The sequence below is a fragment of the Polaromonas sp. P1_F2 genome (assembly GCF_056405735.1).
Map to the genome: position 1 here is coordinate 95666 of NZ_JBFUBN010000007.1, position 25688 is coordinate 121353.

The 25688-nt window shown below is 55.0% G+C and carries 23 protein-coding genes and 1 pseudogene; 6 read left to right on the forward strand and 18 right to left on the reverse strand.

Going from position 1 to position 25688, the window contains the following annotated elements; all coding sequences use genetic code 11:
* Positions 1-121 precede the first annotated feature (121 nt).
* The gene (locus tag AC1D0O_RS15375; protein WP_477654376.1) at positions 122-562 is read left to right on the forward strand and encodes a hypothetical protein; all 441 of its coding nucleotides are present in this window, start codon (positions 122-124) and stop codon (positions 560-562) included.
* 59 nt (positions 563-621) lie between these two features.
* Here the strand turns inward: AC1D0O_RS15375 and AC1D0O_RS15380 are convergent, their stop codons facing one another.
* The 5 genes from AC1D0O_RS15380 to AC1D0O_RS15400 all read right to left on the reverse strand — a co-directional run bounded on the left by AC1D0O_RS15380 (position 622) and on the right by AC1D0O_RS15400 (position 11689).
* Positions 622-1395, reverse strand: a complete 774-nt coding sequence (locus AC1D0O_RS15380; protein ID WP_477654377.1) for an HNH endonuclease — start codon at positions 1393-1395, stop codon at positions 622-624.
* Positions 1396-1422: 27 nt separating this feature from the next.
* Entirely contained in the window at positions 1423-4077 is a 2655-nt protein-coding gene (locus AC1D0O_RS15385; RefSeq protein ID WP_477654378.1) for an AAA family ATPase, read from the reverse strand.
* Positions 4078-4365: 288 nt separating this feature from the next.
* Positions 4366-5238, reverse strand: a complete 873-nt coding sequence (locus tag AC1D0O_RS15390) for a DUF4145 domain-containing protein (RefSeq protein WP_477654379.1) — start codon at positions 5236-5238, stop codon at positions 4366-4368.
* Between the two features lie 122 nt (positions 5239-5360).
* A complete protein-coding gene (locus tag AC1D0O_RS15395; protein ID WP_477654380.1) occupies positions 5361-6734 on the reverse strand; it encodes a hypothetical protein in 1374 nt (457 codons plus the stop codon).
* Positions 6735-6790: 56 nt separating this feature from the next.
* Positions 6791-11689 carry an NACHT domain-containing protein gene (locus AC1D0O_RS15400; protein ID WP_477654381.1) on the reverse strand — a complete coding sequence of 1633 codons (4899 nt, stop codon included), beginning with the start codon at positions 11687-11689 and terminating at the stop codon, positions 6791-6793.
* Positions 11690-12173: 484 nt separating this feature from the next.
* Between AC1D0O_RS15400 and AC1D0O_RS15405 the strand changes: the two genes are divergently transcribed.
* Complete coding sequence (locus AC1D0O_RS15405; protein WP_477654382.1) at positions 12174-12929, forward strand: hypothetical protein; 756 nt, start codon at positions 12174-12176, stop codon at positions 12927-12929.
* 894 nt (positions 12930-13823) lie between these two features.
* Here AC1D0O_RS15405 and AC1D0O_RS15410 read toward each other — a convergent pair.
* A complete protein-coding gene (locus AC1D0O_RS15410; RefSeq protein ID WP_477654383.1) occupies positions 13824-14057 on the reverse strand; it encodes a hypothetical protein in 234 nt (77 codons plus the stop codon).
* 36 nt (positions 14058-14093) lie between these two features.
* Between AC1D0O_RS15410 and AC1D0O_RS15415 the strand changes: the two genes are divergently transcribed.
* Together AC1D0O_RS15415 and AC1D0O_RS15420 are read left to right on the forward strand one after the other, a co-directional pair.
* Positions 14094-14534 carry a hypothetical protein gene (locus AC1D0O_RS15415; protein WP_477654384.1) on the forward strand — a complete coding sequence of 147 codons (441 nt, stop codon included), beginning with the start codon at positions 14094-14096 and terminating at the stop codon, positions 14532-14534.
* Between the two features lie 22 nt (positions 14535-14556).
* Positions 14557-15093, forward strand: a complete 537-nt coding sequence (locus AC1D0O_RS15420; RefSeq protein ID WP_477654385.1) for a thermonuclease family protein — start codon at positions 14557-14559, stop codon at positions 15091-15093.
* A 266-nt stretch (positions 15094-15359) separates the two neighbouring features.
* On the opposite strand, the gene AC1D0O_RS15425 is transcribed toward AC1D0O_RS15420, so the two are convergent.
* The 10 genes from AC1D0O_RS15425 to AC1D0O_RS15470 form a co-directional block, all read right to left on the reverse strand.
* Positions 15360-15863, reverse strand: coding sequence for an N-acetyltransferase family protein (locus tag AC1D0O_RS15425; RefSeq protein WP_477654386.1), 504 nt, complete (start codon positions 15861-15863; stop codon positions 15360-15362).
* A gap of 95 nt (positions 15864-15958) precedes the next feature.
* Positions 15959-16444, reverse strand: a complete 486-nt coding sequence (locus tag AC1D0O_RS15430) for a hypothetical protein (RefSeq protein WP_477654387.1) — start codon at positions 16442-16444, stop codon at positions 15959-15961.
* A gap of 63 nt (positions 16445-16507) precedes the next feature.
* Positions 16508-17221 carry a hypothetical protein gene (locus AC1D0O_RS15435; protein WP_477654388.1) on the reverse strand — a complete coding sequence of 238 codons (714 nt, stop codon included), beginning with the start codon at positions 17219-17221 and terminating at the stop codon, positions 16508-16510.
* 178 nt (positions 17222-17399) lie between these two features.
* Positions 17400-17903: a helix-turn-helix transcriptional regulator gene (locus tag AC1D0O_RS15440; protein ID WP_477654389.1), complete on the reverse strand. Its 504-nt coding sequence runs from the start codon at positions 17901-17903 to the stop codon at positions 17400-17402.
* A 145-nt stretch (positions 17904-18048) separates the two neighbouring features.
* A complete protein-coding gene (locus AC1D0O_RS15445; protein WP_477654390.1) occupies positions 18049-18735 on the reverse strand; it encodes a DUF6988 family protein in 687 nt (228 codons plus the stop codon).
* 66 nt (positions 18736-18801) lie between these two features.
* Complete coding sequence (locus AC1D0O_RS15450; RefSeq protein WP_477654391.1) at positions 18802-19179, reverse strand: hypothetical protein; 378 nt, start codon at positions 19177-19179, stop codon at positions 18802-18804.
* Between the two features lie 270 nt (positions 19180-19449).
* On the reverse strand, positions 19450-19860 hold the full coding sequence (locus AC1D0O_RS15455; RefSeq protein WP_477654392.1) for a hypothetical protein: 411 nt from the start codon (positions 19858-19860) through the stop codon (positions 19450-19452).
* Between the two features lie 90 nt (positions 19861-19950).
* Positions 19951-20658: a hypothetical protein gene (locus AC1D0O_RS15460; RefSeq protein ID WP_477654393.1), complete on the reverse strand. Its 708-nt coding sequence runs from the start codon at positions 20656-20658 to the stop codon at positions 19951-19953.
* A gap of 28 nt (positions 20659-20686) precedes the next feature.
* Positions 20687-21064 (reverse strand): DUF2384 domain-containing protein, encoded by a 378-nt coding sequence (locus tag AC1D0O_RS15465; RefSeq protein ID WP_477654394.1) that lies wholly within the window; start codon positions 21062-21064, stop codon positions 20687-20689.
* A 93-nt stretch (positions 21065-21157) separates the two neighbouring features.
* Positions 21158-21583 carry a hypothetical protein gene (locus AC1D0O_RS15470; RefSeq protein WP_477654395.1) on the reverse strand — a complete coding sequence of 142 codons (426 nt, stop codon included), beginning with the start codon at positions 21581-21583 and terminating at the stop codon, positions 21158-21160.
* 112 nt (positions 21584-21695) lie between these two features.
* Here AC1D0O_RS15470 and AC1D0O_RS15475 point away from each other — a divergent pair, with 112 nt between their 5' ends.
* Complete coding sequence (locus tag AC1D0O_RS15475; RefSeq protein WP_477654396.1) at positions 21696-21923, forward strand: helix-turn-helix domain-containing protein; 228 nt, start codon at positions 21696-21698, stop codon at positions 21921-21923.
* Positions 21924-22027: 104 nt separating this feature from the next.
* A pseudogene (locus tag AC1D0O_RS15480) lies at positions 22028-23344 on the forward strand (YifB family Mg chelatase-like AAA ATPase); the annotation flags it as partial.
* Between the two features lie 12 nt (positions 23345-23356).
* Here AC1D0O_RS15480 and AC1D0O_RS15485 read toward each other — a convergent pair.
* Entirely contained in the window at positions 23357-24685 is a 1329-nt protein-coding gene (locus tag AC1D0O_RS15485) for an HdeD family acid-resistance protein (protein ID WP_477654397.1), read from the reverse strand.
* 192 nt (positions 24686-24877) lie between these two features.
* Entirely contained in the window at positions 24878-25687 is an 810-nt protein-coding gene (locus AC1D0O_RS15490; RefSeq protein WP_477654398.1) for a glycine zipper 2TM domain-containing protein, read from the reverse strand.
* Position 25688: the final 1 nt, after the last annotated feature.

The following is a 25688-nucleotide window of genomic DNA, read 5'->3' on the forward strand; positions in this document are numbered from 1 at the left end:
CCCCCTCCAATCTGATGATAGACAGCGTAACGTCTCTTGAGTACTCTCGGATTCCTGATCGGAGATGAGTCGAAATGGCGTTGTTTAGTACTGAAAAGCCAAACATAAAAGGGAGTATCTGATGGAGCCCGAAAAGAAAGATGGTTTTATTCGATGGCAAAAAGTAACCATTGACCAACTCACATATGCGGTAAACCTAATCTTTGGTTCCACAGTAGCTGCCCTCGGTTTTCAGATGACTCTCCTTCTAAATAAGGAATTTACTCCGATGGCGTGGCAGAAATGTGTGTTCTCATCATCATTAGTACTACTTTGTCTGTCGGCATGCTTAGGCATTTTTGTAGTGATCAATCGGTTGAGAGATTTCCGCTTAACTGCAAAAATTTCCAGAAGCCGAGAGCAAGAAGTGGATTCAACAGAAATAAGCAAGATGCGCGATGCATCTAAAAAACTTGGTGATCGAACCTGGTTGGGATTCATCTGGCAGCTTATGACTTTTGGCGCTGGGATTGTGCTAACGGTAGTAACCGTGATTGCCACCCAGTCTGCGAAATTGCTTTAAGTACAGGTAGGTCTGAGTACGGAAGAGTTCCAGGGTTCATAGCTCCTAATGCAAGAACTTCACTTGCTTGGCTGTTCGACTGCTTTCCAAACTCTCTGATTATGATAAGCCACGTATCTTTCTTCAACTAGGTGCCCCGCGACTCGACGCAGCGTACTCAAATCCAAGGGACGGGCACCAAAGTCAAGTTCAGCATGATGATTTGGACAAACGCACACAATGTTCCCTGCATGATCAGGGCCGTTGTGAGGCTCACCCAAAGGCTTAATATGATGCGCTTCTGCGTAACGCAGGCCATCTGATAACAGGATGGTCTGTCCACACAGCTGGCATTCGTAGTTGTGGAGTTGCTTGACGCGACGAGCAATGAAGCTATCGCGGATGATGCGATAGGTTGTGGTTTCGTATCTTCCTGGTGGGGTCTCGATGTCTACCGCGACTGGAGGTGCAGGAGGCATGACGACCGGAAGGAAAGGAGACCAATCAAAAGCCTTAGATCGTGCAATCTCAGCCACCCACCACTCGAAGTCGTCCTCTCTCTTGCCGAACAGTGTGAAATAGCCTCTACCTGGCATCAGGAGCCCTTGATCGATGATGAGGCCGGTTATTCCTGGTTTTGCGGTTTCGGCAGTCCAGTTCGCAAGTGAAGTGAGGCCCTGTGCCTTTAAGCTTTCTCCGAACGTCTCTCGCACCTGTAGTAAGCCAAGCTCCGCATGCGCGCTTTTGTAACCAATAAATGTGCGGGGATCATTTGGAATGACCTCTGGCAGTTTCGAGACGAGAAGTGCAAGAAGCTGTTGACCCGCCGCATCTAACTGGGAAGACGGAATCATCTGTTAGTTGAAATTGTTTTGGACATCTTATGCTGCGGCTTTAGCCGCTGGCGCGTTGCCGGACAAGACGTCGTCCAGCATCACTAGATTCTCGATTACCTCCTTAATCGACTCGCGCGGAAAGTCCTCAATACCGTCTTGCTCATGAGTACCTGTATTGAAGAACCCCCAGTTACGTTGGGCTAGTAACGCCTCGTAGCCCTGAAGCAAGTATTCTTTATGAGGGTGAGTGAAAGCTGCTTTAGCCATCACAGCTTTAAGTTGGCTTGCCAGATCATGCTGCTCTAGTGGTGAGCTGCGCCGATTCATCTTGGGGCGGATTTCTCCCAGTCCGCGTTTCTCAAGCATCGTCCATGTGCGATTTGTAATCGTCTCCATGGCTCTGCGACTTGAGGCAATCGATTTGCGAATTTTCCCGTCTTGGAATTCGGTTAGAGCGTCCAGTACGTAATTGTGTGAATCGGCCGCTATTACATTGATCTCCCGATTCCCGGTGTGTGRCAAAAAGGCATATGAATAGCATTCACGGTTTGCTCTTCGGTTGCCGATCGCTACTTCGATGTCCTTTATGAACTCTTCCCCATGGCACGTGACAATTATTTGCTTGTCGCCAATGAGTGGATTGTCAAAAAGCGTGTCTCGAATGCCAATGCGATGATCGTGATCGATGGCATTAACTGCATCATCAAAAATAAGCACGGGGCATTCCTGCTTGATGTTCTTCGCCATCAAGATTGCCAGCCCCAAGCACCTGATGTGACCTTCACTTAGAACGTGCAAAGCATCGTGAAAATTTTCTGGATGTGACTTGAAAGAGATCAAGATCTTAGAGTTATTACCGGACGGGAGCTGGAGCTTGTCGAGCAGATCACCATCCGGATCTTGTCGATTGAAGGCGTTATACAACTCTTTCGTAGTGTCGCTCAGATCTTGAGTAAGCCGCTCAGGCAACTTAGCTCTGTAGGCTTGAAGGTATTTTAAGAATCTTGAGTACGCTAGATTAATTCGGCGGTGTAGTAAAACAATTGGTTTTTCTGCCTCAACTTCCTCCAGAAGCTTTTTATTCTCCGCTTCGAACCCGTCAATATTTGCTTGGGCGGTAATGAGCTTCTGATTCGCAATACCCACCTGGCCATCAAGCAAAAGGGCACGTCGCTCGAAAGCTTTCAAGCGAACTAGTTCATCATTGAGGCTTTTCCGGTTGCTTTCGGCCAGAGCCGCATTCGCATCATTGGATTGACAGTACTTAGCTAGCGCTTCCAAAGTGGCCCAGTGGCTTACCCCCGATGGGCTAAGCTGCTCTAAATCGTTCCACCAGGCGCCAGTAGCTAGCATAGGCAAAGTCAGATCGTTTAGTTGTTGAAGTAGAACAACTTCCTGTGGTGCAACTGAAATTTTGGCGGTTCGATAGACGTACTGGATTAGGGCCTCGGAAGCTCTTTGGCATTTGCGTTTGGCCTCAGTATGGCGCTCCTGCAATATCGCGAGTTCTGCGAGGTCTGCCAAGCCTCTGCGTGCTTTATCAAAAGGGTTCTCTTTAACGCAATACTCGCCAGCCAACGGCGTGGAACAAGCAGGGCAAGTATCAAGACCATCCGACTCCAGGCCTCGAAGAGCTTCGTAAATGCTTTTGAAATTCACATCGGATTGTCTTGCCTGTAGCTGATCATTTAGTCCAGCCTCGACTAGGGCATCAGCTTTGACCTCATCTAAAAGCTTCACCAATGCCGCGTGAGTAATGCCAACCTGGGGCGGAATTGGTTTGCCAAAAATTCTGTGGATTTCGTCAATTCTTCCCGGGTTTTCTGGACTTCCGATGAGACCCCGAAGTTGGAGGTAGGTGAGGCCTTCTTGGTACTCAGCTGCCAGCGCATCAGCCTCTGCTTGAAGTTCAGCCTGGCGAGCCTCTTTGTTATTCACGGTAGCTTGGTCGGCTGCCAAAGCGGCTCTCTTGCGGATCAACTCCAAGGCCTTGGCGTCAGTGAGCCTTAAGTGCTGGTCAATTTCCGCATTGAACCCTTGGACGAAATCATTGAAATCCTCCAGACCAAAGAGCGACGCAATGAGTTGTATGCGTTGCGCTGGTAATTTTGAAGCGATGCGGGAAAACGCCTCAATACGATTCTTCTCGATGAAGCAGAACTGAAAGGCATCCAAGTTGGAATTGACTGCAACTGGTAACCCKGCCGCGTCTGACCCTGCAAGCGATGGCGGAGAAAAACTCTTTGTGTAAATGTTCTTGAGGTATTCCTGAGCATCAATACGTTTGGAACTGGCTTCCTCCACGCTTCCCAAGAGCGAATATTCAAGTGCTTCGCAAAAGCTCGTTTTGCCGGTTCCGTTTGGTCCGTAAAAAAGAATAATGCGCCGATCAAGATTGAAGATTTCAGGAGCCCTAAAGCCCCGAAATGGGCCGACTTCAAGCCGTCGGAGCCTCACCCATGATCGTGCCGGTCCTGCCAGCTTGTCGGCAAATTTTGGCTCGTCGGGGGTGATTACATCCAGCTCCTTTTCAAGCAGCGGAATAAGTGCGCGGCTGCGCTGAGATTGAGCCGCCGAAAGCCGTTCTAAGCGTGCGTGATACTTGTGAACGACATTTGCCAATCGCTTTACGTCCGAATCGAGGTTCGGTCGCGCATGCAACTCTTTGAGAAATGCCTCAAATTCGTGAATCGATGTCATTGCCCCCCCCTATTTGGGCCAAAGGCCTTGTCTATGTCCTCGACCACTTTTGTTGCCGAACAATTCTAAGTGACCGCAGGCTAACCCACTATCCAAAATCGAAGCTTCAGCCAACTTTACGGGTCTGTGCCTTCCCGGTGAGAATGCCTTTACTCTTGCACGCAATCTTCCCTGGCCTTTAATAAAAATGGAAATGTAGGTCAACAGCATGACAAATCCATCAATTCGTAGTGCCGACGGGGCTGCAGGCGCGCGTAGAGCTGCAGCAAGCTTCCCCGAGATTTCATCTCATTTCTTGAGTCGAATGCGCTGCGGAGTACTGGCCTCGATATTGCGTGCAGCTTCGCTGATCCTGAATCTCCTGCGCAACAGGTGTTCCATAATTTCGATGAGATTGCTCAGATTCTGATCGTCGATCAAATAGCCTCGATGTGCGGAGGCGCTGCCGGCGTCAAAGGCAGCCGCGACTGCCTTACATTCTTCGGCACTGAGATGGCCAAGTCGCTCAATCTCATCTATCTTTTGCTTGAATGTGTTCCGATCACCTGCAATGTCGGTACAAACCAGATCGATAACTGACCGTGCTCCCATTGCTGCGATTGTTCGGAGCCCTGCGGATCGGGCAAAAGCAATCTCCTTAAGAATGGTCGCCAGTGGCTCCTGAAGAGTGGCGTGCCATTGAGCTACTTCCTCATTTCTCGGTTGATTGGTGCCAGCAGGCTGTCTATTGATTGGGAACTGCAGACCACGATCAGTGCCGCTATGTTGAAATGCTATCTTCCAACTTCGAAGTTCAGCGATCGCGTGCCGAAATGTCGGAAGTCTAATAACTTTCTCCTGCGGTCCGACCGCCGCGTCTTCATGGTTCGGAAACCCTGATGAACACCCGGCGTACCACGGAAACTCAATCATATAGGTCATCGCCTTGCGCACTATTTCGATAGTCAGTCCGGCCTCTTGTGCCAGCCACCCCAGGGGCACCTGAGCCCCGAGATTTTTCCGATAGTGGGTTTGCAGTTCATTCCATAGAGCATCGCAAGCGTCCAGAAGCTCGGTGACCGCTGGTGACTTTAGCTCTCCAAGTGAAACTAGGCTTAGGCTATATCGCCCCGTCTGTTCTCGTATGTATCCGCGGTTAATTAGCGAATCGATTATTTCCATGCTCTCCTCATGACGAAGACGGAATCTTGAGGGGTCGACGTCTCGCAGCACGCCCTGGAACTGAAATAGATCCAGTAGTAGTCTTCTGTCGTCGTCGCTGAGTTGATGCATGATTTTGCGTACTACGTATTCTCGGTATTGGCTTGGCAAGGGAAGCTATCGAATCCCGTTGGCCAACAGCGGGTCTGCAAGGAGCATTTTCGGCAACATAAGAAGTCTTCGAGCGCTCTGATTGGGCACCTGTCCTCTCGGATTGAGTGCACCGTTCGATGGGAGCAGTGGTACACGGATCCGTTCGGGAAGTACGCTGACGGTGTGCTGCTAGGTCTCAAAATGGGCGTCTCGGGGATGGCAAGGCCGGCCGCATGAGAATTTGCGTGAGCATGAAACGGACACGAGTCGAAATCTGTTGACTGCAGCAAGGGTTCCGCGCTGTTGCCGAGATGCAGGACATACCTGTTCATCCCGTCCTTGCTCAATAGCACCGTTGCAGGAAACGTCGGCACCCTGGCGCCTCTTGTGCTTTCATAATTTGCGGCATCCACCACTGCGATGGGATGTTGTCCCTCGAGACTAGTAAGCAGAGCATCGGCACGTCGCTTAAGTTCTGCCATATGTGCCGGCATCTCCGCTTCCTTGATTAAATAGACCGGATCTTCAGTGTCGGGGTTTTGCCCAAATCGCACCCAGCTGCCGCTCGGGACAAGTACGTTAGCCACCACCGTCATACTCATCATCGGCTTGACCCCGACATCTCCTGTACTGACTTCCACCGCCAATGACACTGAAAGAGGATTACCAGTGGTTTTTATAAATCGGAGAAGATCCGTGCAGGACTGCCGTGGAACCACTTCACAAAGAGCTTCGTACGACAAGTTCTCGTATAGCTCCTGTGCCATTGAACAGGCATCGTCGGTGTCTTTGGCAACAAGGATATCTCCTTGGTCAATCACCTGGTTGGCCAAAGTTCGAACGGGATTCAGAAAAACGATATACCAACTTCCATTGGTCAGCATAAATCGTTTGGGCGGACCGGCGCTAGACGCGTCGATGAGTCGATTCACATAGTCGGTGGCGGCATCAAATATTTTTTTCCACTCGACCGACACGTCCGAGATTGAGTTCCTATAGGTTCGAAGAGCTGCGAGCACTGCATCCTTGGAGCTGATTCCTGGATCATGCGAGGGAATATCGAGCGACAGCCTTTTAGCTTCGACAATGAGCAAAGATGCCGATGCACTCTCATCGGTTGATCGGCCAAAATAATCCAGAAAACGCCGATGTGCGCCGGCTTCGTTTGACTCGGCGGGTGCCTCTACAAGAGCGCGAGTCGGAGTGTTTACATCCCAGCCCAAACAATTAAGTACCGGATCGAGGATATATCTTCGGACTTGAGCTTCATTAACTAGCTCTTTGCCGCGCATGGAAAGGCTGCCCGCCGGCAGACCTGATGCTACTTCGTAGTCCGCAGTCAATCGCGGAAGAAAATCGCCCAAAAGATGGGTGTTGAGACGCCGCAGCTCATTGTGAAATGCAAGCGCCCCAGACCGACTCATCGGAGCATCTCCGGAAGCTCATAGACAAGTTTTCGCGCCTCAGGCCATCCCTTGTCGGCAAACAGATCTAGAACCTCGACCATCCCACGACGATTATCCGCATCATTGCTCAGCATGGCGGGATAGTCCGCAAGGAACCGCCGTGCCATCTTCACTACAAGATCAGCTCCAAGACTCTCAAAAACGTAACCACCGTCCTGACCGCCGACGCGAGTAGCTCGAAAAAATATCTCTAGTGCTTCTGCTGGGCCATCTTGCACAAGAGCCTCAACGGTTTCCAGCACGGGATGAGTTACCGAGGGATAAGGGACATGGGCAAGAATTCTGAGAGAGGGAAGATACTCTCGTATGAAGCGCTTTCGTACCTCCACGCTCGTCGCATTCTCGTCCTTGTCATTCGTATTTGAAAGCGCGTATGCGCCGGAGCCGAAATAGAGCTGATGCGCAGCCGAATCGAGAAGTCTCGTTACCTCGGTAAGAGGGGCCCCCACTTCGTCGCCATCTTTTGCCAAGCGAATCATCCCTTGGTGAAGTGCACTCAAATTAGAAATGATCGCCTCAAAGAGGCGAACACCCTTTGCGCGAGCCATGCTATCTCTAGACGATGGCGCTTCAATATCACCAAGAGTTACTAGATTTCTCAAGTCACCAATTAGCTCGGTTACGCGAGAGCTAAACTCAAGGGGACTGTTGGCCCATACGAAAATTCGCTTCTCCGCGTCACCAATATCCCAGGTAAGCCAAAGCCGAAGAATCAATCCGACAAGTTGTGCCATTAGTGAGTCTCTGCCCAACTTAGCATTCGCTGGCAGACTTGCCTCGAGATCTAGAATCTTCGAAGCCTCCCACTCGACGTCTCTTCCCATGTACTTCTGGAACGCGCCCAGAAAGAACGTTAAAACCCCCTCGTTCCTCTCTTCATCAAAAGCAATGGAAGCCAGCGCTCGAGCAAGCTCGGGGGAGGCGATGCAAACTGCATTCGCCCGCGACAAAATTGTGTGTCTGATGGCAACTGCCGGGTCTCGAGCCAAGCGAACCACTTCTTCAAAATCTCTTGGTGACGCAGACCCATTAGCCCTTATGAATGCCATCAATGCCCCGGCAGCAGGGATGCGCGCGGCGGGGCGACCCCATGAGGCCGACTTCGCGAACTGCTCCTCAGTTTCCTCATCAATTTCTAGGGCTGGGGCCAGGTCGCCCCGGAGGCATCTTTCTATAGACGCCCGAAGGTTCTGAAAATTGTTTATCTGCTCCGAACTTTCACAGCGATTGCAGATCTGCAAGCAGGTCTCTGCCACTGCATCTGCAACCTGGTTTCTCAGCTGATGATGAATCTCGACGTTGGCGTCTAGGAGTTCGATCAAGTTCAACGCCAGAGGCCATCTCGGCTTTAGCCATTCAAGTGCTTCATCGTCGTTTTGCGGGATATCTTTGATTGATACCAACTCTGCTGCATTGAGGAGTTTTATTACGATGGGATCGTTGAGATCCACTCCTTCACTTTTTAGCCACCAATTGTCCTCGGGCGCGCCCCAGCCTGTAGTCAAGGAGAACGCAGGGCGATTGACCGAGAGCTCGTCATGTGCCGCCCGCTCGGCCACATATGCCCGAAGTTTCGCATTCTCTAAAAGAGATATCTGAAGACAGCCAGCTAGAACGGTCTTCCGATGATCGTCCTCTACGAGGAGTATTGCGCTCTCGATCCGGGTTCGTTGTTGCGGTGATAGCTGTGGGAATGCGCTTTTGAGAAGCTCGCCCGCTTGGTACGACGTATCCACCATTGTCAGCACCGCGTCCGATGCCAGTAGGTCGGTTGTCAGGGCTAAATCAAGTAACTTATCTGAGCGAAGTGCTTTTAGAAAAGCTGAAACCACAGCTGACCAGACGTCGTCTCTCAGAAAGATTTCTGTGAGCGTCGTAAACACTACCTTATTAGGATTTGCCTGCGACTCCTTCAATGCGGTAGACAGCTCATCTAGAAGCGCAGCCCGTCCCTCATGGTGACGGGCGTCTTCATTCCACCACACGCAACTATGGTCGCGAAGAATATTGACAGATCTACCACCGATAGCCGCACTTTCAACATGTCGCTCGGTAATACCACTTTCGGTAGGAATCACGGTATCGAGGACATCTCGTAAGGCCTTTCCCGCCACATTAGGTGCAGATAGCAGGAACCAACCGATGCATTTATGGAGCATGTGGAGAACGCCCTGGAAGTCCTGCCGCTTGTTGGAAGTCAGGCTCATTATTCTGCTAGAGCCAATAGATGTCGTCTCGTCTGCCGAGGGCAGGGGCGTTAAGTAAGCGGAAATAAGAAAGTCCGCTGCCAGCTGAGCGTCTTGGACTGCTAGCTTTCGAAAGTTGCTTGCCAGCCAAAACAGCTCTTTATGACCGCGTGCCGCCACGCGGTCTGGGACGAGCAATCTTCGTAGACTGGTTGAGGATGCAGAAGGGTTCGTCGAAAAGCTCGCTACTATTCCGCTGATCGCGGCGGAGACCGCTCCTTCATTGTAGAAATCGATAGTTTCTGTCTGATGATCTAGTAAAAGCCTTGCGCAGACATTTAGTTGGGTGAGCTGACTATGCGTGAGTAGATGTGCGTTTTCCGACCACTGAGAAATGATCGCATTTATTGGCCAGATAAACGTCTGGATTGCCGATTGACATACAGCCTGCGCGATCTGGCCCCAAGGATCGCTCTCGCTTCCGTATCTGGGCACGTCCGGAATAATGCGAGCCAGTATTACCCCAAACATGTGCTTGAGTAGAAAGGTCGCGGCGCGCGCTTTCGACGCGTCTCGCAACGACTCTATTACGACCTCAACATCACGTAATGTTTGAGCCGACTCCACTGCAACCTTTGCCGGCAACGCTCGGATAAACGCACCGGTATTAAGATCGTTAGCGAGATCAGTGGCAACTGCCCAAAATACGGACCGTGTGTTGTCATCTTCCCAGGTCATTCGAAAGGCTAGTATTGCTGCAGGAGCTACCAGCAGCATGTCCTCCGAGCTTTTAGCAAGCTCCTTATTTATGGAGGTTGGTCCATCCGAGAGAAGTCTTAACTTCGCAAGCGAGAAATCGAACAGCATGTGGTGTGCGAAGGCCACCCGCTGTGTTCCGGTTGGCTGATAGAGCACACCTTCATGAAGCATCCTGGCGAGATCGCCAAGCTCGGTGCTAGGTACTTCTGATCTATTTGATGTGAGGCGCCGATCTCTAAGCATCGCATCGACGAGGCGACTCAGAACAGCAAAATTTCTAAGCGAACCTTCCGCATCTGAGCCTTCCACTCTGCGCCGCCAATATTGCCTCAGCAGATCAAGTTGCGTTTTTGCGGAGTTCTCCGCGGCGGTGGCGCTTCGAAGAATTTGCGCGAGTAAGTAGAGATTGAAGGGACTTCTAAGAAGACTCCTGAACGCTTGCCCGCTGGCGTTAAGTACTTGTTGGAGCTTCGGCCAGTCCAGGCAAACTTGGGATATTTCGGCATCAGTAAGCTGAGGCACATTGAGGTGAGAAATCTGCTTGAATTCTGGGTCAACAAAATTCTTATCGACTGCATCACCCTCGAAAATTCCTTGAAATTTAGCTCCGTAACGGAGATCGAATTTCCGGATGGAAGCAATTACGTTCCAATGTGGCGCGCGCCTTTTAATCTCTCGCAACAATTGGCTAATCGCGGCTTCCGATCCACCTCCTCGACTCGCATCTAAGGCGTCAATTAGAAGGATTGGTGTAATGTCTGATTCCCATTCAGCTAGGACATCACACACGGGATTTGTTAACCCCAACTCGGCACGAAGAAGCTCTAAAGAGGAGCTAGTGAGAAGCTGATCCACCGCGAGCACTACCACGGGATGCCCGTCGCTGGCCAGTTTGCGCGCGGCGGCTTGCAGGGCGCCCGATTTTCCTGAACCGGGGTCGCCAATCAGTAAAAAAGACCTGGTCTTGGCGGCTGCTGCTAATGCTTCAATGCAATCTCGCTTTAGTACTATCAATCCCCCAACTGCGCTATTGTCATCGGCTATGTTGATAAAGCCATAGTGAGCGATGTCATCAAGAGTTCGCTTAGAGATACTCTGCAGTCTCGCAATGTCGCTTTGATATTTCGGCAGTCCCTTGGTTGGAATACTCCTTGCACGCAATTCGGCTCGAAGGGCGGGTGCGGTTCCACCTGAACGATTTGTTGCGTAAGCGGCGCACACCTGGACGAGAGCATCCACGGCGGCGGATGAGCTTTCCGACGGAACAACTTCTGAGAGGAGCACTTCTAGCGAAGTCCTTGTTGCATTTACCAATGCGAAAGGAATCACTTTTATGATCGAGAGGAACTGTCTGAGCTCCTGCGCTGAGATTTGGCTGCCAACTTGCCTTTGCCAATGATGCTCAATCAGCGACTGGAGTGCTTCAAGAACAGATCTTTCGGTATTGGTGTGAGCTATTTGATTGAGGTGATTACCGTCGGCGTTATCCGTGATTCGCTGCAGAACAGGTGTAATTGACTCGATGAAATTTCGGCTACGGCCTTCTTTGAGTACCAAGACGAGTCTGTCGCGAGAGGCATCGGCTCGTCGAAATTGCCGCTGCTCATTGGTGTCATCGGGCCATCCGAGTATCCACTGCCTCACAAATTGATCCACTACGCTCGAAAGCTGCGAATCAACTCCTTTGGAGACGGTCACTTCAGTTTTTACGTTGATGAACCATCCACCAAGCAGGTCGGTTTTAACAATCACATCGTCAACGGCAGAGACTGCTTCGAGTTGAAGTGAGACTGGAACTCCTGGCCCGATTGATGGCGCTGCACGTTCGGTGAGAACCAATGCGGCCATCCATGCGCCAACTTCGCTTTGGAAGGTTACTCCCCCAAATGTCGCGTGACCGCCGGCCATATTTACCTCTCGATTGATGTGCGTTCCTGGAAAGCTCAGATGCGATTATCGTTCTCATTACGCATGTCTCTTAGCTCAAACTTTTCGGTTATCTACTGGCAGAGGTCTAATCCGATGAATTCTGAAGTAGGTTGAGTGCCCTATCGGGCCATGGCGGACGGAGGGGGAAAGGCACGATGAAGAACTACAGTTGCAAAGCCGTTCACCGCCTGCTCCTTATCGGATTGGTAATTTTCACAAAATCCGATCTCGGCCCCGAGGTGTCGTTGTGACAGAGAACTCTTGACCGCTGCAAGCTCGTCGAGCGCGGGCTTGACAGCCAGGGTTTCTCAGACGCAAAATTCGAACAGGCGCTAGGACTACGCCCGCTGCCCACCTCGGCAAACCCTCACGGGACGCCCATTCAAACTTTCCATCCCTGATTCCCTTTGCAGGCGAATCCTGGCAGTGGGCACCTGTGATTCGCGTGCAGAAGGAGTCTGTCATGCGCTATATATTCACGTCCGACGATACAGTCGAACAACTCCGCAAACAAGCCAAGAAGCTACAACGCAAGCTCGGGGGTAAGCACACCGAGCTCTTGGACAAGGTCGCCAAGCAGGCGGATTACGATCATTGGCACCACGTGGTCGAATGCAACGGCCGAGGCAAGGCCGCTGTCGGCTTGGCTGTGTTGCGGCGCGAGTGTGAGGCGATCATTTCCGCCGAACTCGCGGGCCAGATCAAGATTGTGATGACCGGCACCGAGGTTGGAGCCGGCCCGTTCGTGCTCTTCTCCACTGGCGTTGGAGACGCTTGGCTTTTGGACGCGCAAGACCAGGTCGCCATGTGCTTGGTGTTGCACCACAAGCGAATGGGCCTAACCCTCAGTGAAGATCCAACGAATTTGGCGATAGGCTTTCATGGCGGGTACGAGCTGATGGGGGATTTCTTCCACGTTGACAGTCCTCATGAGCAGATCGGAGACAGGGCAATCGGTGGCTATCCGTTGTCTGAGCTGCGTCCAGTCTTGGAAAAGGTCAAGCCGGTTGACATTAGGATGGCAGAGACCATTGGCCAGTTCGACACTGTCGAGATGACGCCTGAGGTAATGAGACAGATGGCAAAAAAGGGCTACAGTGAAGAGCAGCTCTTGCAGATGAAAGCGGACGGCTTTCGCTATTCACCGAGCAGGGACTCTCTGTTGACTCCCGTCTTTTCCAGCGACGACGAAGATTTTCAAGATTCGCAACCTGCATGAGTCATCCAGACGGCGGTTGGTTCATCGCTTTTCAACGCATATCGCCATCGGATAGGTTCGAGTTTGAGCTAACCGGTTATTTCTGAGAGCCGCGGCGGAAAATTGCGCTCCAGCGGGAGCCTCCGGTTCGGAAGAGTGGGCATGTGAGGGCGCTGTATTACCAAAGAGCTGAATCGCGGATAGAGTCCAAATGTTTGCGTTCCTGGCGCTGACGGAACTTCAAGACAATGAGCGCGAGGATCAGCCCGCCTGTCCCAGATAGGAGCAATTCCCATATTCCAACGGGCCTGCCTAAAAGTGCAGTGCTGAAGAGGAGCGCGGCAGCGATTGCCATAAGCGCGCTAATAACGGGGACAGCTGTTTTACGCACGGGTTAGAAATTGATGCCTTGAATGTTCTCACAAGCATACTTGGAAGAATTTGTCTTCATCTCGGAAATTTTTACTATCTGGAACCGGCATCAATTGAATAACGAATGGTTTGTTGATAAGGTTGAGTTGTGCTGCAGAGGCCGGAACCTGCGCCGCGCGAGCACCTCACTTTCAGCCTGAACATGGAGAGTCCAGATGGAAATTGGCAAGACCTACGATGTCGTCTTCTCAGCTGGTGCCTATGAGATCGAGTATGAGAATGGCGTGACCTGCATCAAGAAGACGCCCAAGTCATACCGTGTAAAGAGATTGAATGGTTCAACTAGACTGATTGGGCAGGACTGCATCCTGAAATTGAAAGAGGTTCTCTGATGCACCGCACCTCGACTCTGAGGTTGACTAGACGCGTCAGTAGCGGCTGCGGCAGGGTTGGCCATGCGACTCGAGCTTGCTCATGGCCGACGGCTGAAATCTAGCTCCTGCGCGCACGAGCCATCATCTACTAAGGATGCGACGGTCGGCCTCATACGTAAGAAGCTCCAGGTTTTGTCTGATTGCCAACGTCGCCTGGCCTGCCCTGTGATATCGGGTTCAACCACAGGTCGGCAGCCTCGCTGGGCGACATGACGCGGTACTCCGTGCGCTTCCACAGGTCCATGGCGACCTCCTCCAGCACCGCCTGGTCAATGGTTTTCCAGCGCCCATGCAGGCGTTCAGCAAACTGCGCAATCCACTGGGTAGGTAAAAGCGTTTCCATAGAGAAATAGTACCAGAAACACTGTATGCTTATCCAGTGATTTTTGATATTTATGTACTCAATGGAAAGCATGGCGACCCGGTAGACGCACTGCGGGCCGGGCCATGTCGCGGGGAGCTGATTATCAAAAAGCGGTTTGTCACTAGCTCCGAAACCGATCTCGTGGCGATGCTCCTGGAGCCCGGCACCGACAAGGAACTGCTACAGGCTTTGCGTTATGCCCGGATCGTGGCCATGAACAGCCTAGGTATGACCATTGAAGGCACCATCGCCTGGAGCGAGCGAAAGACCACCAGGGCCAAGGTGCAATCGACAACCCAGAGATGGCTCTGCAAGACACCAGGCGCAAAGGCTGTACTGAACACCGAAAAGCTACTGATGCGAAGCGCGGCGCGTCTCAATGCCGCCCGCGTCAACGGTTTTGATCCGGCCCATGACGACGCACCCGACCTCCCATTGTCCGATCTTGACCCATGAGCTACCTGGCTCCGTCATTCACATGCAAAACTCGACAACCATGACCGCGCTAAAGAAAGTCCTGAGTGCCGGCTTTTTATTCTTGGCGTCTACCGTCGCGTGGACTGCCACGCTGAGTGGCGTGGTGGTGGGCATATCTGATGGCGATACCGTCACTGTGCTCGATAGTGCGAAAGCGCAGCACAAGATCAGACTTTCCGGCATCGACGCCCCGGAAAAACATCAGTTTTTTGGCAACGCCTCCAAAGAATCCCTGTCAGCCAGGATTTTTAATCGCGAGGTCGAGGTCGAATACAACAAATCTGACCGCTACGGCCGCCTGGTGGGGAAAATCACGGTGGGAGGCATCGATGCCAACCTGGAGCAGGTCAAGGCCGGGATGGCTTGGCATTACAAGGCCTACGAAAAAGAACAGCAGCCAGAAGATCGACTGACTTATGCCCGTGCGGAGGAAGCTGCACGCTTTCAGAAAATCGGGATCTGGCGCGATGCCGATCCCACACCACCTTGGGAATTTCGGCGAGATAAATCACTGGCGTCCAAAGGGCGGAAGTCTTGACAGTTACTTTCTGACTTTCCAGCCATTTATGGCCGTGCTAGTGTCAGGCTCACATTCCCTGTAAGAAAGAAACAGCTAAGTCTGACTCGGACCCTGAAACTCCAACCGGTACTTTTCGCGAGTATGTTGAGCGCCTGGCTCCAACAGAAATCACAAATCCAGATGATTTGCTTCTGCCTCGACTAGCCGATCGCACTTCATGGGGATAACGTTGAAGTTGAGCTGCGGACTCAGGCTTGCCGAAGAGCGTCAGCTCGAACGATCGGTTAGACCACATTTAGCAATTTCTTCATTGAAACCTGGTCAATACGCTGGCCATTGCGCTGGTATACACCTTCGTAGACGTTCCACACCTCGAAGCCGAGAGAATGGTACAGCGCCTTCGCAGGATTTGGAACATTCACCTCAAGCAACATGCCCTTCCCACCCTGCTGTTCGGCACGCGACAAGCACTCGCGTACTAGCGCCCTTCCGAGCCCTTGTCCACGGAAGTCTGGATGAACAATGACCGCTGAAAGACCAAACCAATTTATCAACTCCGGGTCAATCGGACTTTCTGGCATTCGACACAGTGAGGCAGATCCAACCAACTCGTCGGAGACAAAGGCGCCGAAGGTCTCAAATGGCGCGCGAAGTTGGTTCTCAATGAACTCGGTCGTGAGCGCACGTTGGCGCTCCGCTGGCCGCCCCAACGTTCCTTCGATATCCACCACGCCGCGGATTTTTTGCAGAGTGGAAGCACTGCTCAGATTGAGCTGGCGAATGAGCATAGGATGCCGGTGGGTTCTAACGCTGGAGGCAACCGGACCACACCCCTTGCGGCGAAGCCGCCTTGTGCAGGTGTGGATCCGTGTTGGCCGACTTGTTAGACATCAGAACCCCTTTTCACTGCCAGCGGGAGGTGCTTCATGGGCAAAGCAGCCGCACGCTCTTGCTCGAGATCAAACCCGTCGGCACGGAGCAAAGCTACGTAAGCCGCAATGATGCGCTCGTGCATGACTTCGAGGTCCTCCAGCATTGTGGTCCTCCCCTCTTCCGAGTTTCGGCGAAAGTTGTGCTCTCTGTAGAAGGCGTGATTGAGCCGATTCCTCTCTTGGAGCGCCGACGCAAGAAGTTGCTCGAGATCAACTGGGATAGTGCTCTTGACCTTGAAGTTTGAAATTAACTGCCCGAGCGTCTTGCGGTCAATCTCGGTGAATACCTTGCGCGCTAGTGCCAAGTTCCTGCGCTCGACCAGCCCATGCTCAGTCACAGCGAAGGCCAACAGGGCATTGCCGACCTGGGTTTCAAGCAGTTGCGCCGCCTCAGCGACTTCACCGAATTTTTCGTAGACGGACGCAAGGGACGGCATGTCTTTTCTGATGTCTAACGTTTGACTTAAGCGGCGCCGTCAGGCGTCCGCTTGAAGGAGGGGTTAGGCTTGCGCTCGAATGATGTTCCAGGTGCTTCTGTTTTGGACATGATTGAGTATTCCGGGAACCATTGCCTCAAAGGCGGCATGATCAGCCATAAGAACGATGTTTGAACGAGCAACCAACCGTTCCCCGGTCGTCAGGCGTGCGCGGAGTTCTACGGGGACGGCGCCGTCCTTTACTAGGGGCCGCAGGTAGCCCCAAGAGGCTGAGACAAAAAGCAAAAACCCGGAGTGGCAGTCTCTCGGCTCTATCCGACCGCCAAGGGTTAGGTCATCCGACCCCTCGGAAAAATTCGAGAACCAATTCTTAAGGAGCCTTGTGATGTCGCCCATTCTGTGCCGCACGCGAGAAGGCAATGTGACTGCGTTCAGCGGATGATTGCGGACTGGCCAGCCCTTTAGCCTTCTCACCTTAAGAGTGAAGTCGCGAACAACAATTGGATTTGTTGTTGGATTGTTAATTCCTGCCTCAAGGAGAAATACGACTCTGGCGTTGTGGTCGTTGCCGTCCACGACGCCAATTTCTTGCCAGATGCACCGACTAGTGAATGACTCAATCTCTAGCGTTGGCCTCTTTAGCTTCGCTCGCAAGAAGCGAAAAACTCCGAGAGCCCAAGCAAGCAGGCCAACAACTACCCACTTGACTAGGCCGACAGTCGTTGCATGAGCCTCAATCCACTCCACAAGAGTGACTAAGACAGACGAAAGTGTCATGGTGAGCCTAACGTCATGTATACCGCAAGGTCTGCGGTATAACATCGCGCCTGCGGTATAACCTGGCCGCTGAAAGCCCAGCCAAGTGCTTGTTATTAAAAGACATATTGCCCATTTTGGGTTTCGCTCAGGTCGATAAAAAAGGGACCAAACTCCGCAACCGATTCTAGGCGGACAGTCAGGACCAGATATCGCGGGTACAGGCCATTACCGCTGCCAGCTGGCGCATTCTCTGCCACGTTACCTTGCTCGGCTCACCGTCCTCCAACTCTATTTGAGCCACGGCCGCAGACAGCACGCTCAACGGGGCCTCGTCAAGCACGGCCCGCATCTGTGCAATGTGCTTGGGAGGAATTGTGCCGGTGACCAGTGCGTGACGCAGGGTGGCGGGCGGTATAGGCTCGCTGTAGCTAATGCTGCCTGAACGTGCTGCCATTTCTAGCGCGTTGCCAGGTTGTTCATTTGATTTTGACTTGCGGATGCCCGTCACCCCCAGGCCGTAACCCAACACGTTAGCTAAGCGTTCGGCACGCGTGAGACTTAGATTGGCTAGCTTCCCGGTTTCAAGCTCGTTGATCGTTGCACGCGATAGGCCTGCCAACTCACCAAGACGTTCCTGGCTGAGACCCATGTCGGATCTCTGGCGTTTTACAACATGCGAAAGTTCACTGAGGATGGCCATGCTGGCACCTTAGCAGAAGCCATAGGGATAGTCGAATATATTCGACTTCTGAATGACGAATGTATTTCACACTCCTTAGCTATTGATGCATTCTTAGCTGTACAGCAAATATAGAAGTTGAGTCCTCGAAATGGCACCGGCACACTTACGCGCTTGATCTGAGAAGAGGTGGCAGGCAGTCGGCGAAGTGCGGTTGAATTTTGGACATCGGCGAGATGATCTCCGAGTCGCCTGTGAGGGCGGCAAGCTGCATGGCTGTCATGGTGAAGATCGCATTAGAGTCTTTCAAGAATCGAATCATCAAATTCTCATCGTAGCCGGCGCTTCGCAGCTTCAACGGATGGAAGCCGGAATGCACGAACGAGTTCAGCGTCGGCAGGATCATTGCCCGGAATCCGTCGAGCATCTCAAAGCACCCCGACGGGCCAACATCGCGCAAAGCTTTGATCATTGATGTGACGCCTGGCAGCGCCTTGCCGGCCGCGAGCTCAGCGTCCAGCGATACTTCGGCATCGAGCGCCAAAAGATGCTTCTCTTCGGCGGCCCAAGCGAGCCAGATCGATCTGACCAGCGCCTCGAATTGGAGCCGCAACAATGACGCCGCCGACGGATCGAAGCCTTCGGCCACCAACGTTCGAATCGCTCGCGCGTGCTGGATGCCAAGTTCGCCCGCGCTGAAACTAAGAACCGTGTCGAGCGCCTCTTCGTGCAACTCATAGGACTCTGGCCGCAGGATGTCGAGCGCCGCGAGGTCGAGCTCCACCGAACGCCGGAGCATCCCTTTCAAATCCAAGGTGCGCGGATAACTGGGCGAAGGCTCGGGGGAACTCATGGGCATCAAGCATATCCTCGAATGGGCGGGTGGCAAGCGTATGCATACGCGTCACATTCGTGCTCTTTAGGCTTCACAGAAATGCGATCGCAATCTACTCATGATCCAGTCGAACTCGACTTTGCCAAGCTCCCATCCCTTACGCCTGATGCCGACATCGACTTCATCCAATAGCCTGGTCAAAGTCAGATCGTGGCGTTCAATGCGCTTCCTCTCGGTGTAGCCGGTCAGTTGCTCTACAAGATCTAGGCACATGAGGTACCGTCCACGGCGTTCCTCTTCAGTCAGGCCGACGACATAGCGGCCATCGACCTCACGTGCAACAACTTTCGGCTGCGCGCCGGCCAACACAGCCGGAAACGGATCGTGAGGGAAGTCTTCCGGCACCAAGACTTCTAGTTCGTCGTCGGGAGTACCTTCCCCGGTCACATCGGAGGAATTCATACGCACTTCCTTGCGGTTTCTGTTGAACACAAAGGCCACAGCGCTTCAGAGTAGAAAATCAAAATCCTGTAACCAATGACTCCCGTCTCAGACCTCTCCAGTGCATCTTCCGGATCGTCATGTTTCCGTCACGGATTGATTTTTGGTTTCTGTACCAAAGCCCATCCCTAAAATAATGCCTGGCGTTGCATTCTTTGCAGTCGTACCATCCCTCGCGGGACGGAGAATGTAACTTGGCATCAAACCAAGGTGTCAACTTTTCCATGGCAATTACTTTCTGGTAGATGAAATCCGTAGCTGGACCTGACCCGTTTCAATGGGTAGCTTGGTAAGGACTCGCGTGACCAGGCCACCCAATCCTGAGTGCACCAGAATTCCATCCCGCAGCTCTTCGTAGCTGAGGAAGCACCTCATGGCTTTGACGCGTAGGTCAAAAATCTTCTGGTCCCGCAAGCTCTTAATGGGCTGGAAGTAAATAGGCTCTCGCTCAATTGAAATGGGCAGGAGAAGATGGTTGAAGACCCAGCGTGAAAGGTTTTTTGAAACTAGATTGCCGTTGTGGCTTGCCGCTGCTTTGGCTTTGCTGTTCGTTTTGGTGACGGCTTCAGCTGTCGTGGAGGTGGCTAGCACCTGTGCTCGTCCATGCGCAATTATTGGAGCTGTAGAAGTGATGACGCTCATTGCAGGCACTTTTCTAGTTGTGAGGTCGGCGTCGTGGGGAAAAGCACAGAAGTCTGGACGACTGTTCGAGCTTTTTCTTTATCGAATAGGCTACCAGCGCACGCGCGAAATCTCTTCAGCGACCACATCGAGAAAGATCTCAGATCTCTCTTCGGGTGTCAGCGTGTCATATTGAGGCGGCATGCCGCCGAGCAACATTTCAATAGAAGTCAGGCCGGCATATATCTTTTGCGGGGACCGCAGGAAACTCCAGAGTAGGGTCGAGTTGACGTCGGCATCTCGGTATTCCTGGATGGTTTTCCTCAGCAGCGACTTGTCCAGGCGTTCATCGAGTTGGAACGCCGGGTAGCGCCGGTCGTCGACTCGAGACTGTGACGGCAGGAAAATGAGTTCGCCGGCGAGTGCGCGTTCATAGACCACCTCCGGCGAACACTTTAGATGATCAGCCATCTCCTGGGCTGTCAGTACTCTGTATGGATGTATAAAGCGACCGGGATTCTGGCTGTCCATGATTGGTAGCGGCCGCCCGACAGCGGCCGAAACTTGCCACAAGGGCATTTGATCAATACTCCAGGGCGCTCGCACTCTAAGCCAGTTACCGAGGGTTGCACGCAAGCATGGCTCGCATAAATCGACTTCCACCCGATTGCCATCACCAAAAATCGAACCATAGCGCGCGTCAAAGCCAATGGACGTCATTTGTTCAAAATCGGACCCGGTGCGATGGACTTCTTTATCACATCGATCGCACCTGATCTGATCGACCACGCTGACTGCCTCAATACCTTTGAGCTGCATTGAATACTCCTGGCGAAATTGCAGGTGGTTAGCCTGCCGCGCCGGCGCGGTAAGAATCAATCAGGCGGATAACGTCGTCCACCTGGCCAGCAGAAACCATTTGCTCCGCGGTTCTCTGGCGGAACATTGGAAGTGGTTCTGTTCGAAACCAATGCAACGATTTCGCCAGATCACCACCCGAGACGTCATATGCCGCCTTAATGACGCGGAGACTGTTCCTCAGATACCGTTGGATATTGGCGGCATCCGGAGTCTTGGTGACTGTGCTCACTGGGACACGTGCATTTCGAGCCAGTGTTTTGGCGTCTATGCCGAGCATGCTGATGTACCGAGTTGGCGAAAGCATAGGGGCAAGTCCTACCTCCTGCAGGGCTTCAATAAATTTGGCGTCGTGTTGGCTATCCATTGCGCATGTCTCCGGCTAATTCCTGCTGAACGCGTGGACCTCTACCATGCCGAACCCGGGAAGAGCTTCGTAATCGCGCGGTCTGAGATCGGTTCATCTGTCGGCTTCTTCCTCGCACTGAATTCGGTCGAGTTCGGCGAGAAAAAAATCGTCCTCATTTAGTTCGCTGCGTATTCCCACTATGCGACTGACTATTTCTCTCTCGATTGCACACTGCAGAACCTTGATCGCTCGTGCAAGACCAGTTTCTGTCATTTGGAATTGACCGCTTGCGTGATGCTTGGTGCCGGGCCGCATCAAGAGCTCACAGACCACGAATAGCGAAGGTGCGAGTGGCGCATCAAGTTCACCCCCCTCAAACGAGAGGCGTTCAACCATTCTTAAGTCTCTGGCCAAGCAAAGAAGAACCGTCTCTTTGAGAGCGGAGGGGAGTAGCAGGTGTTGGGCATCATCAGACGCCGTCAGGCGCGTCAACTCTCTTAGGCTTGTTGAGGCTTTAGGGCGAAGAGCTTCAAGCATGAGCTGTCCTTGTGTACCCAATGCGATGTTTTAGCTGTCTATAGACACGTGTCAAAAGTATACAGCTTTGCAATAGTCGCACTAGATGCGGCCAAGCAAAAATGAACCCTTAATGCGAGCTCTAGCTATCGAGATCAAGGCTCGCCGCTTGGCATTGAAACTGAGCCAAGAAGATCTCGCGGGCAGATGCGACTTGGATCGGCCTTACATATCACTCATTGAGGTTGCGAGTAAACAACCAACGATAAGTGTGTTGCTCAGGCTCGCTGAGGGACTGGACTATGGACTCCCGGAAATGATGAAAAGAGTCATGAGCCGGTACCTGGTGGAGTCCAAGTAGCCTTAAGCAAACTCCCCCCGTTGAGGAGGGCTCCATAGGTAGGCCTTCGGCCGAGTCTGTATTCAGCCTGGGTGGGATGTATGCAAACCTGTGACGGGTAAATAAAGGATTCCGGCCGCTTCGACCTGGCCATCGCGCTGGGAATCCTGGCCGCCAGCGGCCAGGTCGACGCCCGCAAGCTCGAAGGGTATGAATTCGCCGGTGAACTCTCCCTGGGCGGCGACCTGCGGCCCGTGCGCGGGGCGCTCGCCATGAGCCTGGCGCTGGCGCGCACCGAACGCGCCGCCGCAGGCGCCTTGCCCAAGCTCGTCCTGCCCGACGCCAGCGCCCAGGAGGCAGCCCTGGTTCCGGGCGCGGAGATTTTCCGGGCGCACCATTTGCTCGACGTCGTCAGGCAGTTCTTGCCGGGAGACGCCCCCGTTGAATCACTGGACGGCTGGGCGCAAGTGAAACCGGCGGCGCTGCCCGCACCATCGGCCTACCTGGACCTGGCCGACGTGAAAGGCCAGGCCGCGGCACGCCGCGCACTCGAAATCGCGGCGGCCGGTGGGCACAGCGTGCTGATGATGGGCGCGCCCGGCTCCGGCAAGTCCATGCTGGCCCAGCGCTTTGCCGGCCTGCTGCCGGCCATGACCACCGAGGAGGCGCTTGAGAGCGCGGCCGTGGCCTCTTTGGGCGGCCGCTTCTCGCTGGACAAGTGGGCGCAGCGCCCGACCTGCGCGCCGCACCATACTGCCAGCGCCGTGGCCCTGGTCGGCGGCGGCTCACCACCGCGGCCCGGGGAGATCTCGCTGGCTCACCGGGGTGTGCTGTTCCTCGACGAGCTGCCCGAGTTCCCGCGCGCGGCGCTCGAGGCGCTGCGCGAGCCGCTGGAATCCGGCAGCATCACCATCTCGCGCGCCGCCCAGCGCGCCGAATTCCCGGCCCGCTTCCAGCTGGTCGCGGCCATGAACCCCTGCCCTTGCGGCTACCTCGGCTCCAGCTTGCGGACCTGTCGCTGCTCGCCCGAACAGGTGGCGCGCTACCAGGGCAAACTCAGCGGCCCGCTGCTGGACCGCATAGACCTGCATGTGGAAGTCGGCGCGCTGGCGGCCGATGAACTGGTGAACGCCCCGCCCGGCGAGGCCACGGCCGACATCCGGCTTCGTGTCGTCGCGGCGCGCGACCGCGCCACGGCCCGGCAAGGCTGCACCAACCAGGCACTGGAAGGCCGCGCCATAGACGCGCAATGCCAGCTCGACGACGCAGCCGCGAAATTCCTCAACACCGCCGCCGCCCGGCTGGGCTGGTCGGGGCGCGGCATCCACCGCTGCCTGAAAGTGGCCCGAACCATCGCCGACCTGGCCGGTGCGCAGGCCGTGCAGACGGTGCATGTGGCGGAGGCGGTGCAGTACCGGCGGGCGCTGAAGGCGGCCCATTGATACCGGTGGATTTCAGTTCGCGCGCGGCCTGCGCGCCTTGCGCGTCTTCCACCACCGCGACAGATGCACCTTGAGGTCGTGGCGCGGATGGGTGATGCGCCGCACGGCGCTCACGTAGTCGAGCGCCAGCCCCGGCGTCCAGGCCATGGCTTCGGCGCGCACGCGCGCGCTGCCGGCCATCCAGACGTCGGGGTGTAGCGCCAGCCGCAGCAGGGTGCGCCAGAAAGGCTTGTCGGCAAAAACGCCTTCCATGGCCGCGTCCACGGCCTGCGTCACCACGACGGAGCAATTGCGGCTGGTGAGGTTGTAGGTGTCGTCCTGGTGGTAGACGTCCCAGAAGGCCTGCAGGTAGGCTCTGTTGTAGACGCGGAAATGCAGCTTGTGGGTGGAAGGCCGGGTCGCCGCGGCTTCTTCGGCATAGGCCGGCAGCCAGACGCCGGGATGGTCGTTGCCCGAAGTGGCACGCAGGTGGCCGACCAGGTTGGCCTGCGTGATGGCCAGGCGGACCCGCGGGTGGTGGCTGATGTACAGGCCGTCTTCGCACTCCAGCGCGATGTGGCCGGTTGAGACGCGGCCCTTCTTCGTCATGGAGGCGATGTAGCGCTCGATCAGCGGAAGGCGTATGCGGTCCTGCTTGTCGTCGACCCCGTCGACCGCCGTCCAGACATGCACGATCATGTGGCCGGCGGCGGCGTTCGCGGCCAGCACCTCGGGGGTGGCCGGCGCCGCGTCGGGTGGCAGCACCCGGGTGCCGCTGTAAAGCTCGACGGCCGCCAGCCGGGAGCCGCGCGGCAGGCGCCTGAGCCGCCAGGCGCCACGCATCAGGACATAGCCACCCACGCCCAGCGCCAGGCCGGTGCACAGGGACACGTTCATGCTGGAGGGTACGGGCCAGTCGGTGAACAGCAGCAGCGCCAGCAGCAGGTAAGCCCAGCCTGTCAGGTTGGACTTGCGCCAGCTGGGGTAGCGGATCAACCAGCTGGAGACGATTCGGATCAGGCCGTTGAAGGTGAAAGCCGCGCCAAACAGGATGCCGGCGGCGATCGCGTTGTCCCAGGGGAAGTCCAGCACCAGGCAGGCACACACCACCATGGTCGCGCCGCGCAGCAGCTCGAAACGGCGCCGCATTCGCGCGTGGGTTGCGCCCACCACCATCTCGACAAGCCCCTGGGCCAGCAGCACCGCGCCCAGCACCCAGGTGGCGACATCGGCTACGCCGTCCACCAGGTCGACCAGCAGCGCGGCGCCGAAGAGCGCGGCCACCACGCCGGCCGCCATGAAAATTTTCCAGCGCCCGACCAGCGCATCGCCGCCAAAAAGAATCAACGCAAGTCTGAACATGTTTCTGCCGTTGTGCTGCCGCGAGGCGGCCGGAGGGGCGGGGCTTTATTTCAACTCACTTCAATGACGCGAAGTCCACCACCCCTTGTCATAAGCCGGGCCATCATAGCGCCGGGCCCCCGGGGCGGCGGGCGTAAAAAAGCCCCGCAACCTGGCGTTGCGGGGCGCTTGGAGCCATGCCGGCCGGGCCGGTCAGCGGTTGTAGTACGGAGAAGGCTCGGCGGCAGGCTGTGCAGCCACGGGTGCGGGCGCCGGCTTGGGGCCGTAGGTGGCGCCGTCGCCGGTGCGCAGCACATTGCCTTCCACCGTCACGCGGCTGCCCACGCTGGGCGCGCGCGCCACTTCCACCATGCGCTGCGAGCCGTCTTCCATGCGCACACCGACCTGGTAGACGGTTTCCTTGCGCATATGCCCTTCAATCGCATTGCCGGCAAAGCCGCCGCCGACGGCGCCCAGGATGGTGGCTGCGGTGCGGCCGCCGCCATGGCCGACCTGGTTACCGAGCACGGCGCCCAGCACGCCACCGGCAACGGCGCCCGCGCCGACACCTGCGGGCTTGGTGGAGCGTTCAACGGGCGTGACCGATTCGACGGCGCCGCACACATGGCAGACCTGCGCGACGACAACCGGTGCTGGCGTGGGGCCGGGAGCGGGCGAGATGCCGGCGTAGCTGGGCGCGGGCGCCGGTTTGGGCGTGGGTTTGGCGATTTTTTTGGCAGGCACGGGCGCGGGCTTGGCGGGGGCTGCGGCGGGCTTTTCAGCCAGGTCGTCAGCCGCGGTGGCGGCTGCGGCCACGGGCGGCGCGACTGCCGGGGCCACCGGTGCCGGCTGCGGCGCAGCCAGCGCCACGGGGGAGGTGACGGGCGGGTTGCGCATCTGGTAAATCATGGTGCCGCCCATGGCCAGGACGGCGACGCCCAAAATGCCGACGGCGGCCCACAGGGGCTTGCTGGCCGACGAGGCCTGCTGGCCGGGCTGGAGGTTTTCGGTGGATGTGTTCATG

What these genes read in the sequence shown, in the direction of transcription:
- AC1D0O_RS15375 (WP_477654376.1), top strand. Translation starts at nt 122, where the DNA reads ATGGAGCCCGAAAAGAAAGATGGTTTTATTCGATGGCAAAAAGTAACC.
- AC1D0O_RS15380 (WP_477654377.1), bottom strand. Translation starts at nt 1,395, where the DNA reads ATGATTCCGTCTTCCCAGTTAGATGCGGCGGGTCAACAGCTTCTTGCA.
- AC1D0O_RS15390 (WP_477654379.1), bottom strand. Translation starts at nt 5,238, where the DNA reads ATGGAAATAATCGATTCGCTAATTAACCGCGGATACATACGAGAACAG.
- AC1D0O_RS15400 (WP_477654381.1), bottom strand. Translation starts at nt 11,689, where the DNA reads ATGGCCGGCGGTCACGCGACATTTGGGGGAGTAACCTTCCAAAGCGAA.
- AC1D0O_RS15405 (WP_477654382.1), top strand. Translation starts at nt 12,174, where the DNA reads ATGCGCTATATATTCACGTCCGACGATACAGTCGAACAACTCCGCAAA.
- AC1D0O_RS15410 (WP_477654383.1), bottom strand. Translation starts at nt 14,057, where the DNA reads ATGGAAACGCTTTTACCTACCCAGTGGATTGCGCAGTTTGCTGAACGC.
- AC1D0O_RS15420 (WP_477654385.1), top strand. Translation starts at nt 14,557, where the DNA reads ATGCAAAACTCGACAACCATGACCGCGCTAAAGAAAGTCCTGAGTGCC.
- AC1D0O_RS15425 (WP_477654386.1), bottom strand. Translation starts at nt 15,863, where the DNA reads ATGCTCATTCGCCAGCTCAATCTGAGCAGTGCTTCCACTCTGCAAAAA.
- AC1D0O_RS15430 (WP_477654387.1), bottom strand. Translation starts at nt 16,444, where the DNA reads ATGCCGTCCCTTGCGTCCGTCTACGAAAAATTCGGTGAAGTCGCTGAG.
- AC1D0O_RS15435 (WP_477654388.1), bottom strand. Translation starts at nt 17,221, where the DNA reads ATGACACTTTCGTCTGTCTTAGTCACTCTTGTGGAGTGGATTGAGGCT.
- AC1D0O_RS15440 (WP_477654389.1), bottom strand. Translation starts at nt 17,903, where the DNA reads ATGGCCATCCTCAGTGAACTTTCGCATGTTGTAAAACGCCAGAGATCC.
- AC1D0O_RS15445 (WP_477654390.1), bottom strand. Translation starts at nt 18,735, where the DNA reads ATGAGTTCCCCCGAGCCTTCGCCCAGTTATCCGCGCACCTTGGATTTG.
- AC1D0O_RS15450 (WP_477654391.1), bottom strand. Translation starts at nt 19,179, where the DNA reads ATGAATTCCTCCGATGTGACCGGGGAAGGTACTCCCGACGACGAACTA.
- AC1D0O_RS15455 (WP_477654392.1), bottom strand. Translation starts at nt 19,860, where the DNA reads ATGAGCGTCATCACTTCTACAGCTCCAATAATTGCGCATGGACGAGCA.
- AC1D0O_RS15460 (WP_477654393.1), bottom strand. Translation starts at nt 20,658, where the DNA reads ATGCAGCTCAAAGGTATTGAGGCAGTCAGCGTGGTCGATCAGATCAGG.
- AC1D0O_RS15465 (WP_477654394.1), bottom strand. Translation starts at nt 21,064, where the DNA reads ATGGATAGCCAACACGACGCCAAATTTATTGAAGCCCTGCAGGAGGTA.
- AC1D0O_RS15470 (WP_477654395.1), bottom strand. Translation starts at nt 21,583, where the DNA reads ATGCTTGAAGCTCTTCGCCCTAAAGCCTCAACAAGCCTAAGAGAGTTG.
- AC1D0O_RS15475 (WP_477654396.1), top strand. Translation starts at nt 21,696, where the DNA reads ATGCGAGCTCTAGCTATCGAGATCAAGGCTCGCCGCTTGGCATTGAAA.
- AC1D0O_RS15485 (WP_477654397.1), bottom strand. Translation starts at nt 24,685, where the DNA reads ATGTTCAGACTTGCGTTGATTCTTTTTGGCGGCGATGCGCTGGTCGGG.
- AC1D0O_RS15490 (WP_477654398.1), bottom strand. Translation starts at nt 25,687, where the DNA reads ATGAACACATCCACCGAAAACCTCCAGCCCGGCCAGCAGGCCTCGTCG.